This is a genomic window from Mesorhizobium sp. B2-5-3, from assembly GCF_006441005.1.
Lineage (GTDB): Bacteria > Pseudomonadota > Alphaproteobacteria > Rhizobiales > Rhizobiaceae > Mesorhizobium.
In genome coordinates this window covers 332,387-346,024 of sequence record NZ_VFUS01000006.1, presented here as the reverse complement: position 1 = coordinate 346,024, position 13,638 = coordinate 332,387, and the positions used below count along the sequence as shown (strand labels likewise).

Here is a 13,638-nt window from a genome sequence, read left to right as displayed (position 1 = left end):
CCGTTTTTTGGAATCCGCATTTCCCTTGCCTTTCACACGGGGCCTTCGCCATGCCAAGCAAATCCCCATTGAAGACACTGGCGCCCGATGGACTCGGGCCGACCGTCACCGTGGGCGAGATCCTGGTGGAGATCATGGCCACCAGCCGTGGCAACGGCTTTCTCGAGCCCATCGCGCTGACCGGACCCTATCCGAGCGGGGCGCCGGCGATCTTCGTCGACCAATGCGCCAGGCTTGGCGGGCGGGCCGGCATCATCGCCTGCGTCGGCGATGATGATTTCGGCAGGATCAATGTCGAGCGCCTGCGCCGGGACGGTGCGGATGTCACGGCCATCGCCGTCAGCCCCGACTATCCGACGGGCAGCGCCTTCGTGCGCTACCGCGAGGACGGTTCGCGCGACTTCGTCTACAATATCGGCAAATCGGCCGCGGCGCGGGTCGGCTTGACCCCTGAGGCCAGGGCGCTGCTGGCGCGTTCGGGCCATTTGCACGTCATGGGCACCGCACTCAGCATTCCCGTCATTTGGGAGGTGCTCGACCATGCCATCGATGTGGTCAAGGGACGTGGCGGAAGCATCTCGCTCGATCCCAATCTTCGCAAGGAACTGCTCGGCCATGGCCAGACGCGCGAGCGCTTCGCACGGCTTCTCGACATTGCGGATCTGATCCTGCCGTCGGGTGAAGAACTCCACACCGCTTCGGGCAACGACAATGAAGCCGACGCGCTCGCCTCGCTGTTTGCCCGCGGCGCCGGCGAGGTCGTCGTCAAGCGGGGCGCGTTGGGCGCGTCCCTGTTCGGCGCCGACGGCAGCCGCGTCGAGTCGCCCGGCTTCCTGGTCGAGGAGATCGATCCGACCGGCGCGGGCGACTGTTTTGGCGGCGCCTACATCGCCTGCCGCAGGCTCGGCATGCCTGCCGTGACCGCCCTCGATTACGCGAATGCGGCAGGCGCGCGCAACGTCACGCGGCAAGGCCCGATGGAAGGAGCCGGCACGCGTGCCGAACTCGATCTGTTCATTGCCAACACGCCAAGGCGACGCCCGTGACCGATCCATTGCTGAAACTTGCAAATTCCCGGCGTCAAGGCGCGGCGGAAGGCATCACCTCCGTCTGCTCGTCCCATCCAGTCGTGATCCGGGCCGCAGTGCGCGACGCCGCGTTGTTCTCCCGGCCGCTGCTGATCGAGGCGACCTGCAACCAGGTCAACCAGTTCGGCGGCTATACCGGCATGCAGCCCGCCGACTTCGTCGCGGCGGTGACCGCTATTGCCGGCTCCGAAGGCCTTGCGCCCGAGCGGGTCATCTTCGGCGGGGATCATCTCGGTCCCAATCCATGGCGAAGGGAAGATGCCGGCGCGGCCATGGCGAAGGCCGAGGACATGGTGTCCGCCTATGTCCGGGCCGGTTTCCGCAAGATCCATCTCGATGCCTCCATGGGATGCGCGGGCGAGCCGGCGGCGCTGGATGACGCTACGATTGCCAGGCGCGCCGCCCGCCTGGCGCGCAAGGCCGAGGACGCCGCCAGCGGGACCGACCGGCCACTCTACGTGATCGGCACCGAGGTTCCGCCGCCGGGCGGAGCGGATCATCTCATCGGCGAAATCAGCCCCACAAGCCTGTCCGCGGTCCAGCACACACTGGCGGTGCATCGGCAGATCTTCCACGAGAACGGCCTCGCAGACGCCTTCTCGCGGGTCATCGCCGTGGTGGTGCAGCCGGGCGTGGAGTTCGGCAACGAGAACGTGGTCTTCTACGATCGCGCCAAGGCGCTGCATCTGCGCGAATTGCTCGACCAGGAAGCGGGCCTGGTCTACGAAGCCCATTCCACCGACTATCAGACGCAAGCGGCCCTACGCGAACTGGTCGAGGACGGCTTTGCCATCCTCAAGGTGGGGCCGCAGCTGACTTTCGAACTGCGCGAAGCGCTCTATGGGCTGGACCTGATCGCCTCCGACCTGTTGCCCGACTACGGCGCGCGCCCGCTTTATCAGACCATGGAAGCGCTGATGACGGCCGATGCCAAGGACTGGCACAGCCACTACCACGGCTCTGCGGCGCAACAGCGCGTGCAGCGGCATTATTCGCTGTCGGACCGCATACGTTACTACTGGAACCATCAGAAGGCGATGGAAGCTGTCCAGCGATTGACAGCCGCCCTGTCGGGGCTGGCCGTGCCGGTGACGCTGTTCCATCAGCATCTGCCCGCGCTTGACCGCTTTGCCGGGCAGCCGCTCGATCCGGAGGCGGTGTTGGTGGCCGCGGTTCAGCAGGCGCTGGAGGGCTACCGCTTCGCCTCCAGCGGTTGAGCGGCCGATAGCCAGGGGACGCAGTTCGGTCATTTCGACGACTTGTCGGCTTACTTGCTTGAGGTGTGCCTGCACCGGAGTAATAGTCGCGACGGAATGGCGAGGAGGAGGATATGACGCTGAACTTCGACCCAAGGGCGAAGGCCGCGACGCTCTACCATGGTGAATTCCGGCCGATGTTCATCGGCGGCAAATGGGTCGCTGCGCAGTCCGGACAGGAGATGCAGGCGCTCAACCCGGCGACGGGGCAGGTGTTGGCGACGGTGCCGCGCGGAGGCGCCGCCGACATCGACGCGGCGGTGGCGGCTGCGCGCACCGCTTTCGAAGGTCCGTGGTCCGGATTTTCGCCTTACGAACGGCAGTGCGTGCTGCTCAGGATCGCCGATCTCTTCGAGAAGAACTGGGAAGAGCTCTGCGTCTCCGACACGCTCGACATGGGGCTGCCGATCACGCGCACGCTCGCCAACCGGCGCCGGGTCATCGGCATGCTGCGCTTCTATGCCGGGATGGCGACCGCGCTGCATGGCGAATCAATCGACAATTCGATCCCGGGCGAGATCGTCAGCTTCACCCGGCGCGAGCCGGTGGGCGTGGTCGGCGCCATCATTCCCTGGAACGCGCCGACCGCCGCGTCGATCTGGAAGATCGCGCCGGCGCTGGCGACTGGCTGCACGATCGTGCTGAAACCTTCCGAGGATGCATCGCTGACGCCGCTTTTGATCGCGCGGCTGATGCAGGAAGCGGGCGTTCCCGACGGCGTCGTCAACATCGTCACCGGAACCGGGGCCGAAGCCGGCGCGCGGCTCGCCGAACATCCCGACGTCAACAAGATCGTCTTCACCGGCTCGACGCTCACCGGCCAGGCGATCGCCCGGGCGGGTGTTGCCAATCTAAAGCGCGTTTCATTAGAACTCGGCGGCAAGTCGCCGCTCATCGTGTGCCGCGACGCCGATATCGACAAGGCCGTTCCGATCGCGGCGATGGCTGTCTTCGTGCATTCGGGCCAGGTCTGCATCGCCGGTTCGCGGCTGTTCGTGGCGCGCGAAATCCATGACGAGTTCGTGCGCCGGCTCGCTGACTTCGCCGGTAGGCTGCGCATCGGCCACGGCATCGAAGCCGAAACCGAAATGGGGCCGCTCATCAATGCGAGGCAGGCCGGCAAGGTTGAGGGTTACATCAAGGCGGGCAGCGAGGAGGGCGCGGAACTGGTCGCCGGCGGATCGCGCCTGACCGGCGGTCTCTATGACGGCGGCAATTTCATCGCCCCAACCGTCTTCGGCGCAGTGTCCGACACGATGACCATAGCGCGCGAAGAGATCTTCGGGCCGGTTATCTCGGCAATGCCCTTCGATACGCTTGACGAAGCCGTCGCCCGCGCCAATACGACGCCCTATGGGCTGGCCGCCGGCATCTTCACCACCCATCTCGGCACGGCGCACAAGCTCGCTCGCCGGGTCAAGGCGGGTTCCGTCTGGGTCAACATGTACCACGCCATCGACCCCGCCGTGCCGTTCGGCGGCATGAAAATGTCGGGCTACGGCCGCGAGGGCGGCATCGAACATCTGCACGAGTATCTGGAGACCAAGTCGGTATGGATCCAGACCGACTAAGGCCTTTGTCGGTTGTCAGGCGAGCCGGCCTGCGCCGCCGGTTCCCAGGCTGCCGCTCATGCACGCCGGCTGCAAATCAACCGGCGCCCGTTCTCAGGAACTTTTCTTTATCCGGCGATTTTTGGATATAAGATGAAATCCGGTTGGCCAGGAAGGTATTGTCGATGACGACGAAACGCTTCGCGATCTGCGCTCTCGCCCTTGTGATGGGCTGCGGCATCGCCTCTTCGGCGTCCGCCGGGGCCAGGCACCGCCACCACCAGGGCGAACCCGAACGCTATGTTCCCGCTGACGGCGATATTATCGACATACTGTTCGGCGGCCCGCGCTACTATGACCGGCAGCTTGTCACGACGGCCGCCGGCGCCTGTTCCTACCACCGGGTGGGGCCGGATGCGAATGCGCTGAACAAGATCAACGATCACCATTGCGGAAAATAGCGGGCCGACCGCTCCGCAAGCAGGCTCATGACGCTTCCCATCCGGGAAAGCGGTCCGGCCGCAGCCATGTCTGGGCTGGGCTGCCATTGCCGGAAAACACGGCGTCAACCAGCCAGCGCGCGGTGGCGGGGGCGGCATGCATGCCGATGGAACCCATGCCGCCATGCACGAACAGGCCCTCGACGGCCGTCCTGCCAGCGACCGGCAAGCCATCGGACAGCATCGGGCGGTTGCCGGGATAGACGTTCCTGACCTGCGGCGCGCCGAGGCCCGGCAGCATGCGCAGCGTGCGGCTGGCGATCCGGCTCGCCATGTCGGTGTTGCGGACGAGATCGCGGAAGGCCGGCTGGACGGAGGCGCCAAGCCTGGCATCGCCGCCGCCCATGGGGTTGAGGCAGATGGCTTCCACCGCCGGCTGGTCGTCGCGCTGCGCGGCGACATCGGCAAGGCCGTCGAGCCTCATGCGCCGGCCGAGCTCTTCCTGATCCGGCCAGGTCAATTCCTCGACGATCCAGGGCAGCTCGAAGTCGAGTTTTCCCAACTGGATCAACCAGCCGCGGCCGGCGGTGAAGGGCAGGCCGGGCAGCGGTCCGTCGCCGACGGTGCGGCGCAGAAGGTCCGACATCCACAATCCGTTGGCGATGAAGACGAGATCGGCGGGAACGATCCCCTGGTCGGTCAAGATACCCTGGACCTTGCCGCCCCTGGAGAAGATCTGGGCGACGCGCAGGCCAGTACGGATCGTCGCGCCGGCCTCACGGGCGGCGTGGGCGAAGGCATGTGTCGCGCCCATGGGTTCCAGCGTCCATGCACGGCCGACGGAATAGGCGCCTGCCACGTTGAAGCCGACACGCGGGTGGTCGCGCGCCAGTTCCTTGCCCGTGATCTTTTCCATCGCCACGCCGGCTTCCCTGTAGCGGTCGGCCACGGCGGCAGTCGCCTCGAAACTCGCCTCGTCTTCGGAAATCAGCAGATGTGCGATGGCGGCGAATTCGAAGGGAACGGGTCCGTCGGCAAGCTCGGCATAGATCGCGACGCTGGCGTCCAGCAGTTCGACGACCTCTTTCTGCGGGCCGGTGAGCAAGGTGCCGGTGTTTCGTCCTGAGGACTCGGCGGCGATCATGCTCTGCTCGAGGATCGTCGTCTTGAGACCGTGGCGGGCCAGTTCATAGGCGAGCGTGCAGCCGGCGATGCCGCCGCCGATGACCACGGCATCCATTGGTGTCTGGACGCGAGTCGAGTTGAAGGACATGGAGCGCAGCCTCCTCCCAATGAAAGCATCTCGTATACTCGTATACGAGATGCTTTTCAAGTATGCCGCCCACGACTGCCGCAAGTGCCGCCACGATATCGTCTTCGGTCCGAGCCGGGCGCAGGCCAGTCGGCGATTTCCTCAGCAAAGGCGGGTAGCCTATTCAACGACTTGCGGCTGAATCCGCAAGTTCGGCACGAATCTCCGCACCATGTTCGTCGCGTGCCGGACTTTTCGCCGGTGCCTTTGCCGTCCGTTTGGAAAAACGGGGGGCGGAGGCAGCTTGGAGGGCGCCATTCTCGACCAACCAGGAGCCGCGTGCGGCCATGTGCGGATGCAGCGCCGCCTCATGCGGGCTGAGCACAGGCCCGACGCAGGCATCCGTTCCTTCGAACAATTTCATCCACTCGTCTCGGGATTTTTCGGCAAAGATCGCTTCCAGCCGGCTGCCGAGCTCAGGCCAGAGGCCGCGGTCGAACTGAGCGGCGAACTGCGGATCGCCGCCCAGACCAAGCCTGTCGAGGAACAGCGCATAGAATTTCGGCTCGACGCACTGGACGCTGATGAAGCCGCCATCAGACGTGCGGTAGACGCGGCACCAATGCGGTCCGTCCAGAAGGCTCCGGCCACGCTCGGCGGCAAGCCCGCCGGATGGTGCGAGCGACATCAACAGGTTCATCATATGGGCCGAGCCGTCGACGATCGCCGCGTCGACGACCGTGCCTTCACCACCGGCGCGGGCGTTCATGATGGCGGCCAGCATGCCGATCACCAGATAGAGCGCGCCGCCGCCTATGTCGCCGACCAGCGTCGGCGGCGCCATTGGCGGCTCGCCCGGCAGGGAAGCATACCAGAGTGCGCCCGACACGCCGGTATAGTTCATGTCGTGGCCGGCGGTGCGGGCGAGCGGGCCTTCCTGCCCCCAGCCGGTCATGCGGCCATAGGCCAGGCGAGGGTTGGCGGCCAGACACACATCTGGACCAAGCCCGAGACGCTCCATCACGCCCGGCCGGAAGCCCTCGATCAGGCCGTCGGCGGTGGCGATCAGGCGCATCAGCACGGCAACGTCCCCGGCATCCCTGAGGTCGAGCGCGATAGAGCGCTTGCCGCGATCGAGCAGCGAGCGCTCGGGAAGGCCCGGCACGGATGCATGCTTGCGGTGGACGACGATCATGTCGGCGCCGAGATCGGCGAGCAGCATGCCGGCAAAGGGCGCCGGCCCCAACGCCTCGATCTCGACGATGCGGATTCCCCTGAGCATCCCACCCTCCACGGCATTCAAACTTTCGGTAAGGCACACTTTTGGTGTCACGCAGGGGCGACGGTGTGTAACCCTGCTCTTTTGGCATTGAAGCACGTGTCGCCGGTATATACGTCAGGGCCATGAAAAAAATCGGTTTCCTGTCATTCGGGCACTGGACGCCCTCGTCGCAATCGCAGGTGCGCTCGGCGTCGGACGCGCTGTTGCAATCCATTGATCTCGCCGTCGCGGCCGAGCAACTCGGCGCTGACGGCGCGTATTTCCGCGTCCACCATTTTGCCCGACAGCTCGCCTCGCCATTTCCGCTGCTGGCGGCGGTCGGCGCCAAGACCAGCCACATCGAGATCGGCACGGCGGTCATCGACATGCGCTACGAGAATCCGCTCTACATGGCGGAGGACGCGGGTGCCGCCGACATCATCGCAGGCGGGCGCCTGCAGCTCGGCATCAGCCGGGGCTCGCCCGAACAGGTGATCGATGGCTGGCGCTATTTCGGCTACGCGCCGCAGGAAGGCAAAAGCGACGCCGACATGGCGCGGCATCACGCCGAGGTCTTCCTCGACACGCTGCGCGGCGAGGGCTTCGCCCAGCCCAATCCGCGGCCGATGTTTCCCAACCCGCCCGGCTTGCTGCGCCTGGAGCCGCATTCTGAAGGCCTGCGCGAGCGCCTCTGGTGGGGTGCCGCCACCAACGCCACTTCGGAGTGGGCGGCGAAGCTGGGCATGAATTTGCAGAGCTCGACCCTCAAATTCGACGAAAGCGGCAAGCCCTTCCATATCCAGCAGGCCGAGCAGATCCGGATCTATCGCGAGGCCTGGAAGGCGGCCGGCCATGAACGCGAACCGCGCGTCTCGGTCAGCCGCAGCATTTTCGCGCTGGTCGACGACCGGGACCGCGCCTATTTCGGGCGCGGCAATGAGGGCCGCGACCAGATCGGCTTCATCGAGGAAAACACGCGGGCGATCTTCGGGCGCAGCTACGCCGCCGAGCCGGACGTGCTGATCAAGGAGTTGGCCGAGGACGAGGCGATCGCCGAGGCCGACACGCTGCTGCTCACCGTGCCCAACCAACTCGGCGTCGACTACAACGCCCATGCCATCGAGGCGATCCTGACCCATGTCGCGCCGGCGCTGGGTTGGCGCTGACAGCCGAGCCGTGTAACCATCGCTGCTGCGGACAGTTCAGGAGGTTCACTGCATGGCAAAGAAGGCCTTGATTGCCTGGGGTGGGTGGGAAGGCCATACGCCCCAGCGCAGCGCCACTGTGGTGCGCGACATGCTGGAGCGCAATGGATACACGGTCACGCTCGGCGAGGGCACGGGGATGTTTGCCGATCCGGAGTTGAACTCATTCGATCTCATCGTGCCCGTCATCACCATGTCGAAGATCGAAAAGTCCGAGCTGCAGAATCTGACGCGCGCGGTTCGACAGGGAACGGGACTCGGCGGTTTCCACGGCACGATGGGCGACAGTTTCCGCAACGAGCCGGACTATCAGTTCATGACCGGCGGCCAATGGGTCGCGCATCCCGGCGACATCATCGACTATCGCGTGGTCATCACCAAACCGGACGATCCGATCACGAGAGGCATTAGCGACTTCGCCTACCGGTCGGAGCAGTACTACATGCATGTCGACCCGAGCAACGAGGTGCTGGCGACGACCACCTTCACCGACGAGCATTTCCCGGGCATCGGCGGCGTCGACATGCCGGTTGTCTGGAAGCGAAGATATGGCGCAGGCAAGGTCTTCTACAGTTCGCTCGGACACACGGCGGATGAGTTCGCGATGCCGGAAATGGCTGTCATCGTCGAGCGTGGTTTGCTCTGGGCCGCGCGGGGGTAGCTGCCCACTGAAACCGCGACAGCCTACCAATCGGCGACGCGATCGCCGCCTGTGAATTGCGCGCTCTTGCCGGTGTATTCGAACAGTTCGATCTTCACGCCGTCGGGGTCGCGCAGCCAAGCCTGATAGGTGTCGTCGCAGGCGAGTTTTTTCGCGGTGACCTCCACGCCCCTGGACGCGATATGCGTGATCGCGGCGTCGATATCCTCCACCTCCAGGCAGAAATGGTTGATCTGGTTCGTCTCGCTGAACCGCGCACCCTCTTTGTGAAAAACCTCGATATGGCTGCGGCCGCCGCAATTAAGGTAGAAACCGAAAATCTTTCCGTCGCGCAGGAAATTGAACTGGATATCAATGCCCAGGACATCCTCGTAGAAGCGCCGTGTCTCGTCCAGATCATTGGCGAAGATGCAGACATGGGCGAGTTGTTTGACCTTGATCATGGCTGGCTCCTCATAATTTCGCAGGTTCACATAGCCCGGCGCGAAATTGGCCCGCGTGGGCTCATCGTCATTCAATCCCGCCGGTGACCACATAGGCGCCCGCGCTGCGTCCATCCCGCAGCCGCATCACCGCCGTGACGATCGAGCCGTAGGGGCCGCGCCAGACGCTGTGGATCCGTTGATGCTCCGCGGCCGGGACAAACGCCCGGCCGGTCAGACGCGCGCCGGCTCGGCGCATCGCGACGGCATCTCCGTTGACGTGCACCTTGATGCTGGCGTGCTCCGTCTCGGTTGCGTCGACGGGGAGGTCGAGCGTGATGACGATCTCGTCCTGATCGCCGCTGTCGCGCGTCTCGGCCGCAAGCTTGATCGCGAGCGTAGGCGCCTTGCCATTGCCGGCTTGATTGGCCCGGCGCGAAAACACATCGTCTGCCAGTTCCGGCGTGCGCGGCGGCTGGGTGCGGCGCTGCGTGGAGCGTTCGAAGTCGCCGGCCATGCGCAACAGCCTTTCATCGTCATAGGCCTTGCCGGCGAAGGTCAGGCCGACCGGCATGCCGATGTCGGCCATGGTGCCCATCGGCACGGTAACGGTCGGGATGCCGAAATGCCGCCACACCAGATTGCCGTTGGCGACCCAGGTGCCGTTGCGCCAGGCAAGCGCCGCGGAGGCCTCAGTGATGTCGGCATCGGCGGGCCCGACATCGGCGACGGCAGGCAGCACGACGGCATCAAGCCTGTTCGCGTCCAGCCAGTCCTCGAAATCGAGCCGCCGCGTCGCTTCCAGCCCTTTCAGCCCGTCCTCCATCGTCGGAATGGCCCGGAACGGCGTGACGCCTGATTTCGCGCGCTCGACATACTGTGCCAAGTCGAAACCGCCTTCATAACGGTCGGGCAGCGTGCCCGGTGGCTGCGGAAAGATTTTCGGGCCGTCGACCGAAACGAGATCGGGAATGTTCAGATCATCGTTCGCGCGCAAAAAATCATCCCAGGCTGAGATGCAGAGGTCCCAGATCTCGCGATCGGCGAAGTCCGGCGGCACCAGAGCGCGGTCGACCATGGTGCGCGCGCCGGGGCGATCGCGCTCGTAGTTGGAGACGACAGGAAAATCGACCTCCATCACCTCGGCTCCAAGCCGTCTCAGGTCCGCCGCCGCTTGCTCCCAGAGATCAAGCACGGAGGCGCGGGTTTCGATCCGCCGGTCGGCGCCGCTGTCGCGGCCGATATACATTCTGGGTACGCCAAGCCGCATGCCTTTCAGCGACCCCGCTAGCGCCAGATCGGTATAGCGCGGCGGTCGGATTTCGGAACTCTTCGGCAGCGCGATCCAGGGCTGCGCGCGCCAGAAATCGCCCCGCGTCTCGGGATCGTCGGCGACGATCACATCCAGCAATTCGAGCATGTCGGGCACGCTGCGCGTGTGCGGCACGACGACATCCATAGTCGGCACCAGGGGCCAGTTGCCGCGCACCGAAATGACACCGCGCGACGGCGTGTAGGCTACCAGCGCGTTATTGGTGGCCGGCGCACGGCCGGACGACCAGGTCTCCTCCCCAAGCCCGAAGGCGCAGAAGCTCGCCGCCGTAGCGGTGCCAGAGCCGTTCGAGGAGCCGGACGCGAAGGCGGCGGTCAGGTAATCGGCATTGTAAGGGCTTTCGGCGCGGCCATAGACGCCGCGCTGCATGCCGCCATTGGCCATGGGCGGCATGTTGGTGAGGCCGATCAGCACCGCGCCGCCGGCGCGCAGCCGGGCGACGGTGAAGGCGTCCTCGTTGGCGATAAGATGCTCGAAGGCCGGAGAGCCGGCGGCAACAGTCAAGCCAGACACCTTGTAGCTGTCCTTGGCGGTGTAGGGAATGCCATCGAGCGGGCCGAGCGTCTTGTCCTGACTGCGGCGCCGGTCCGAAGCCGCGGCTTCCTCGAACATATCAGGATTGAGAACCGGCACCGCATTGAGGCTGATGCCGTGCCGGTCGAAATGCGCGATGCGCCTGAGATAAGCACCGACAAGTTCGACGCTGGTGACAAGGCCCTCCTCAAGCGCGCTCCGCAACTGTTCGATCGTCGCTTCGACGATGTGAAAGCTGGCATCGGTCATCTTCTAGCCCCTGGCGGTCGTTTCCAGGCATGGATGAGCGAGGCCGCCGGCTTCGGCAAGGGCCAATCGCGATTGACGGTGGTCCTGGCGGGTCGGGCGCGGTGCCGCGATTGCATATCCCGGTTGGCAAAAAGCGGCTGACCGATGCAACCTCTAATAGAGACGGCGCGTCAGGTGCCTTCTGGAGCGGCGAGGTCCGGATCCGGCAACGAGGAGTTGCGCCTCTGGTGTCGTCCGTGGGCAACTATTCGCCAAATAGTGAATATCAGTCCCTCAAAACGACTTGCAAGCTTAAGCTGAAGCTCGCAGAAGTTGCGGCAGAAGCATGCATTGAAGAAAACTCATGCCGCCCCAGCATGAAAGGGGGATCATGCCTGACCAGAATGCCCTGATCCGCGCTGCCATTGGGCGGCTGCTCTCCGAAAAAACCGGGGTTGCCGCCATTTCGATGAAGGAAAGCATTGACGAACTGCTGGAGAGAACCGGCGAGACGATGACCGAGGACCGCCTGCAGGACCTGCTGCTCGAGATGGCCGAGGTCCGTGGAATGACGGTTGTTCTCGACGTTTAGCGAAGCCGTTCCGCCACAGCCCGGGCGTGGCGTGCCGGCTCGCCCCGATCGGCCATCCGGCCTGCCTCACCCCAGCAAATTGCGCGCCGTGCGCATGAAGATCCTTGAGCCGATCGGGATCAAATCGTCGGGGAAATCATAGTCGGGATTGTGCAGGGCAGGGTGGCGCTCGCCGGCCCCGAGGAAGAACATCGCCGACGTCGCGCTGTGGCCGAACAGGCCGAAATCCTCCGAGGCGCGCATCGGCAGGGCCTCTTGCGTGTGTGCGACGCCCTCTTCGTCGAGGGCGCGTTGGAGATGCTCCACCGCGTCCGGCGCGTTGACGCTGGCGACGAAGATCTCGTGGTAGTCCCAGCTTGCGGACAGGCGATGCTGGCCGGCGATCTTCGTGACCAGCGCTTCCGCGGCGGCGCACAGATCCGCCATGCGCTCGTCGCGCCTGGTGCGCAGCGTCGCCCAGACCTCGGCGTGGGCGGGCGCGATGCCGAACACGGTCTCGCCCATCTCGGCGTGGGTCACGGTGACCATGCCGAAATCGTCGTCGGCGAACGTTCCGTGCCCGAGCGCGGGCAGGGCAGGCATCAACGCGCTGATCGCCGGCATCGGCGAAATTCCGGTCTCGGGCATGGAGGAATGCGCGGTCTTGCCCTCCAGCACGATGCGCATGCCGCGCGAGGCGCAGTTGACCACGCCGGGCTTGAGCCGCACCTCGCCGAACGGCACGCCGGGCAGATTGTGCAGCGAAAAGGCGAAATCGGGCGCGATCTCGCCGAAGCGGGGATCGGCCACCACCCCGGCGGCGCCATTGCCGGTTTCTTCCGCCGGCTGGAACATCAGCACGACGCGACCGCTTGCAGGCCGCTCGCGCCCGAGCTGGCGTCCGAGCGCCGCCAGGATCGCGGTGTGTCCGTCATGGCCGCACATATGCGACTTGCCCGGCACGCGCGAGGCATGCGGCACGCCGGACAGTTCCTCGATGGGCAGCGCGTCGAGTTCCGAACGAAACAGGACGGTTGGTCCGTTTTTGCCGCTGTCGTAGACGGCCGCGACACCATGTCCGCCCAATCCGGTCAGCATCTTGTCGGGACCCGTATCGGCGAGGAAGTCGACGACGGCTTTCGCCGTCTTTTCCTCCTCGTTCGAGATTTCCGGCTGCTGGTGCAACTTGCGCCGCCATTCGGTCAGCTCGACGATGTCCCGGTTGGTGAGAGTCATGATTTTGGCCTCCGCTGTATCGCTCACGACGCGCCCGATCGACCGGGCGCGTCGGAAGGATAGCTAGCGGCAAATGGCTGAAACCGCCACCGTCTGGCCTATTGATTTATCTCGGGCTCGACGAGCTTTGCCAGGTTCCGCAGCGACTCCTGCCAGCCGAGATAGCAGGCCTCGACCGGGATGACGTCGGGAATGCCGGCCTGGGTGATGTCGATCTCGGTGCCGACAGATACTTTTTTCAGGATGACGGTCACCTGGATCTCGCCCGGCAGATTGGGGTCGTCGAACCTGTCGGTGTAGCGCAGGCGCTCACCGGGAACGAGTTCGAGATACTCGCCGCCGAAGGCATGGCTGTCGCCGGTGGTGAAGTTGCGGAACGACATCTTGAACGTGCCGCCCACCTTGCCCTCGAAGTGATGAACCGTGCAGGTGAAGCCGTTCGGCGGCAGCCACTTCGCCAGCGCGTCGGCCTCGACGAAGGCGCGATAGACTTTTTCCGGGCTGGTGGTGAGAACACGGTGCAAACGTACGGTGCCGGGCATATCATATCCTTTCATAATGCCTGTTCGATGCCCCAAGGACGAGCGGGGCCCGGCCAGTC

Annotated in this window: 13 protein-coding genes; 7 read left to right on the top strand and 6 right to left on the bottom strand. The window is 65.0% G+C overall.

From position 1 onward, the window contains the following. Window positions 1-50 precede the first annotated feature (50 nt). From FJ867_RS16900 to FJ867_RS16885, 4 genes are all read left to right on the top strand, one after another. Window positions 51-1,046: a sugar kinase gene (locus FJ867_RS16900; protein ID WP_140817985.1), complete on the top strand. Its 996-nt coding sequence runs from the start codon at window positions 51-53 to the stop codon at window positions 1,044-1,046. Further along, window positions 1,043-2,305, top strand: coding sequence for a D-tagatose-bisphosphate aldolase, class II, non-catalytic subunit (locus FJ867_RS16895; protein ID WP_140559886.1), 1,263 nt, complete (start codon window positions 1,043-1,045; stop codon window positions 2,303-2,305). The genes FJ867_RS16900 and FJ867_RS16895 overlap by 4 nt, the downstream gene beginning before the upstream one ends. Window positions 2,306-2,418: 113 nt before the next feature. Then, on the top strand, window positions 2,419-3,915 hold the full coding sequence (locus FJ867_RS16890; protein ID WP_140559885.1) for an aldehyde dehydrogenase family protein: 1,497 nt from the start codon (window positions 2,419-2,421) through the stop codon (window positions 3,913-3,915). 164 nt (window positions 3,916-4,079) lie between these two features. Then, window positions 4,080-4,355: a hypothetical protein gene (locus FJ867_RS16885; protein ID WP_140559884.1), complete on the top strand. Its 276-nt coding sequence runs from the start codon at window positions 4,080-4,082 to the stop codon at window positions 4,353-4,355. A gap of 25 nt (window positions 4,356-4,380) precedes the next feature. On the opposite strand, the gene FJ867_RS16880 is transcribed toward FJ867_RS16885, so the two are convergent. Both FJ867_RS16880 and FJ867_RS16875 read right to left on the bottom strand, forming a co-directional pair. Beyond that, entirely contained in the window at window positions 4,381-5,607 is a 1,227-nt protein-coding gene (locus tag FJ867_RS16880; RefSeq protein WP_140559883.1) for an FAD-dependent oxidoreductase, read from the bottom strand. A 163-nt stretch (window positions 5,608-5,770) separates the two neighbouring features. Beyond that, window positions 5,771-6,868, bottom strand: a complete 1,098-nt coding sequence (locus tag FJ867_RS16875; RefSeq protein WP_140582659.1) for a CaiB/BaiF CoA-transferase family protein — start codon at window positions 6,866-6,868, stop codon at window positions 5,771-5,773. Between the two features lie 122 nt (window positions 6,869-6,990). Here FJ867_RS16875 and FJ867_RS16870 point away from each other — a divergent pair, with 122 nt between their 5' ends. Together FJ867_RS16870 and FJ867_RS16865 are read left to right on the top strand one after the other, a co-directional pair. Further along, window positions 6,991-8,013 carry an LLM class flavin-dependent oxidoreductase gene (locus FJ867_RS16870; RefSeq protein ID WP_140582656.1) on the top strand — a complete coding sequence of 341 codons (1,023 nt, stop codon included), beginning with the start codon at window positions 6,991-6,993 and terminating at the stop codon, window positions 8,011-8,013. A 52-nt stretch (window positions 8,014-8,065) separates the two neighbouring features. Beyond that, a complete protein-coding gene (locus tag FJ867_RS16865) occupies window positions 8,066-8,713 on the top strand; it encodes a ThuA domain-containing protein (RefSeq protein WP_140499244.1) in 648 nt (215 codons plus the stop codon). Between the two features lie 23 nt (window positions 8,714-8,736). Here FJ867_RS16865 and FJ867_RS16860 read toward each other — a convergent pair whose 3' ends face one another. Both FJ867_RS16860 and FJ867_RS16855 read right to left on the bottom strand, forming a co-directional pair. Then, window positions 8,737-9,156, bottom strand: coding sequence for a VOC family protein (locus FJ867_RS16860; RefSeq protein WP_140499242.1), 420 nt, complete (start codon window positions 9,154-9,156; stop codon window positions 8,737-8,739). Between the two features lie 67 nt (window positions 9,157-9,223). Continuing rightward, window positions 9,224-11,251 carry an amidase gene (locus tag FJ867_RS16855; protein ID WP_140817984.1) on the bottom strand — a complete coding sequence of 676 codons (2,028 nt, stop codon included), beginning with the start codon at window positions 11,249-11,251 and terminating at the stop codon, window positions 9,224-9,226. Window positions 11,252-11,621: 370 nt separating this feature from the next. On the opposite strand from FJ867_RS16855, the gene FJ867_RS16850 reads away from it, so the two are divergent. After that, window positions 11,622-11,822: a hypothetical protein gene (locus tag FJ867_RS16850; protein ID WP_140521369.1), complete on the top strand. Its 201-nt coding sequence runs from the start codon at window positions 11,622-11,624 to the stop codon at window positions 11,820-11,822. Window positions 11,823-11,888: 66 nt separating this feature from the next. Here the strand turns inward: FJ867_RS16850 and FJ867_RS16845 are convergent, their stop codons facing one another. Both FJ867_RS16845 and FJ867_RS16840 read right to left on the bottom strand, forming a co-directional pair. Further along, window positions 11,889-13,037, bottom strand: a complete 1,149-nt coding sequence (locus tag FJ867_RS16845; RefSeq protein ID WP_140817982.1) for an amidohydrolase — start codon at window positions 13,035-13,037, stop codon at window positions 11,889-11,891. A gap of 98 nt (window positions 13,038-13,135) precedes the next feature. Further along, a complete protein-coding gene (locus FJ867_RS16840) occupies window positions 13,136-13,579 on the bottom strand; it encodes an SRPBCC family protein (protein ID WP_140674402.1) in 444 nt (147 codons plus the stop codon). Between the last annotated feature and the right edge of the window lie 59 nt (window positions 13,580-13,638).

Bases quoted from the DNA above. Each gene is read 5' to 3' on its own strand.
- FJ867_RS16885 (WP_140559884.1), top strand. From the start codon at position 4,080: ATGACGACGAAACGCTTCGCGATCTGCGCTCTCGCCCTTGTGATGGGC.
- FJ867_RS16850 (WP_140521369.1), top strand. From the start codon at position 11,622: ATGCCTGACCAGAATGCCCTGATCCGCGCTGCCATTGGGCGGCTGCTC.
- FJ867_RS16840 (WP_140674402.1), bottom strand. From the start codon at position 13,579: ATGCCCGGCACCGTACGTTTGCACCGTGTTCTCACCACCAGCCCGGAA.
- FJ867_RS16880 (WP_140559883.1), bottom strand. From the start codon at position 5,607: ATGTCCTTCAACTCGACTCGCGTCCAGACACCAATGGATGCCGTGGTC.
- FJ867_RS16845 (WP_140817982.1), bottom strand. From the start codon at position 13,037: ATGACTCTCACCAACCGGGACATCGTCGAGCTGACCGAATGGCGGCGC.
- FJ867_RS16900 (WP_140817985.1), top strand. From the start codon at position 51: ATGCCAAGCAAATCCCCATTGAAGACACTGGCGCCCGATGGACTCGGG.
- FJ867_RS16855 (WP_140817984.1), bottom strand. From the start codon at position 11,251: ATGACCGATGCCAGCTTTCACATCGTCGAAGCGACGATCGAACAGTTG.
- FJ867_RS16860 (WP_140499242.1), bottom strand. From the start codon at position 9,156: ATGATCAAGGTCAAACAACTCGCCCATGTCTGCATCTTCGCCAATGAT.
- FJ867_RS16890 (WP_140559885.1), top strand. From the start codon at position 2,419: ATGACGCTGAACTTCGACCCAAGGGCGAAGGCCGCGACGCTCTACCAT.
- FJ867_RS16870 (WP_140582656.1), top strand. From the start codon at position 6,991: ATGAAAAAAATCGGTTTCCTGTCATTCGGGCACTGGACGCCCTCGTCG.
- FJ867_RS16875 (WP_140582659.1), bottom strand. From the start codon at position 6,868: ATGCTCAGGGGAATCCGCATCGTCGAGATCGAGGCGTTGGGGCCGGCG.
- FJ867_RS16865 (WP_140499244.1), top strand. From the start codon at position 8,066: ATGGCAAAGAAGGCCTTGATTGCCTGGGGTGGGTGGGAAGGCCATACG.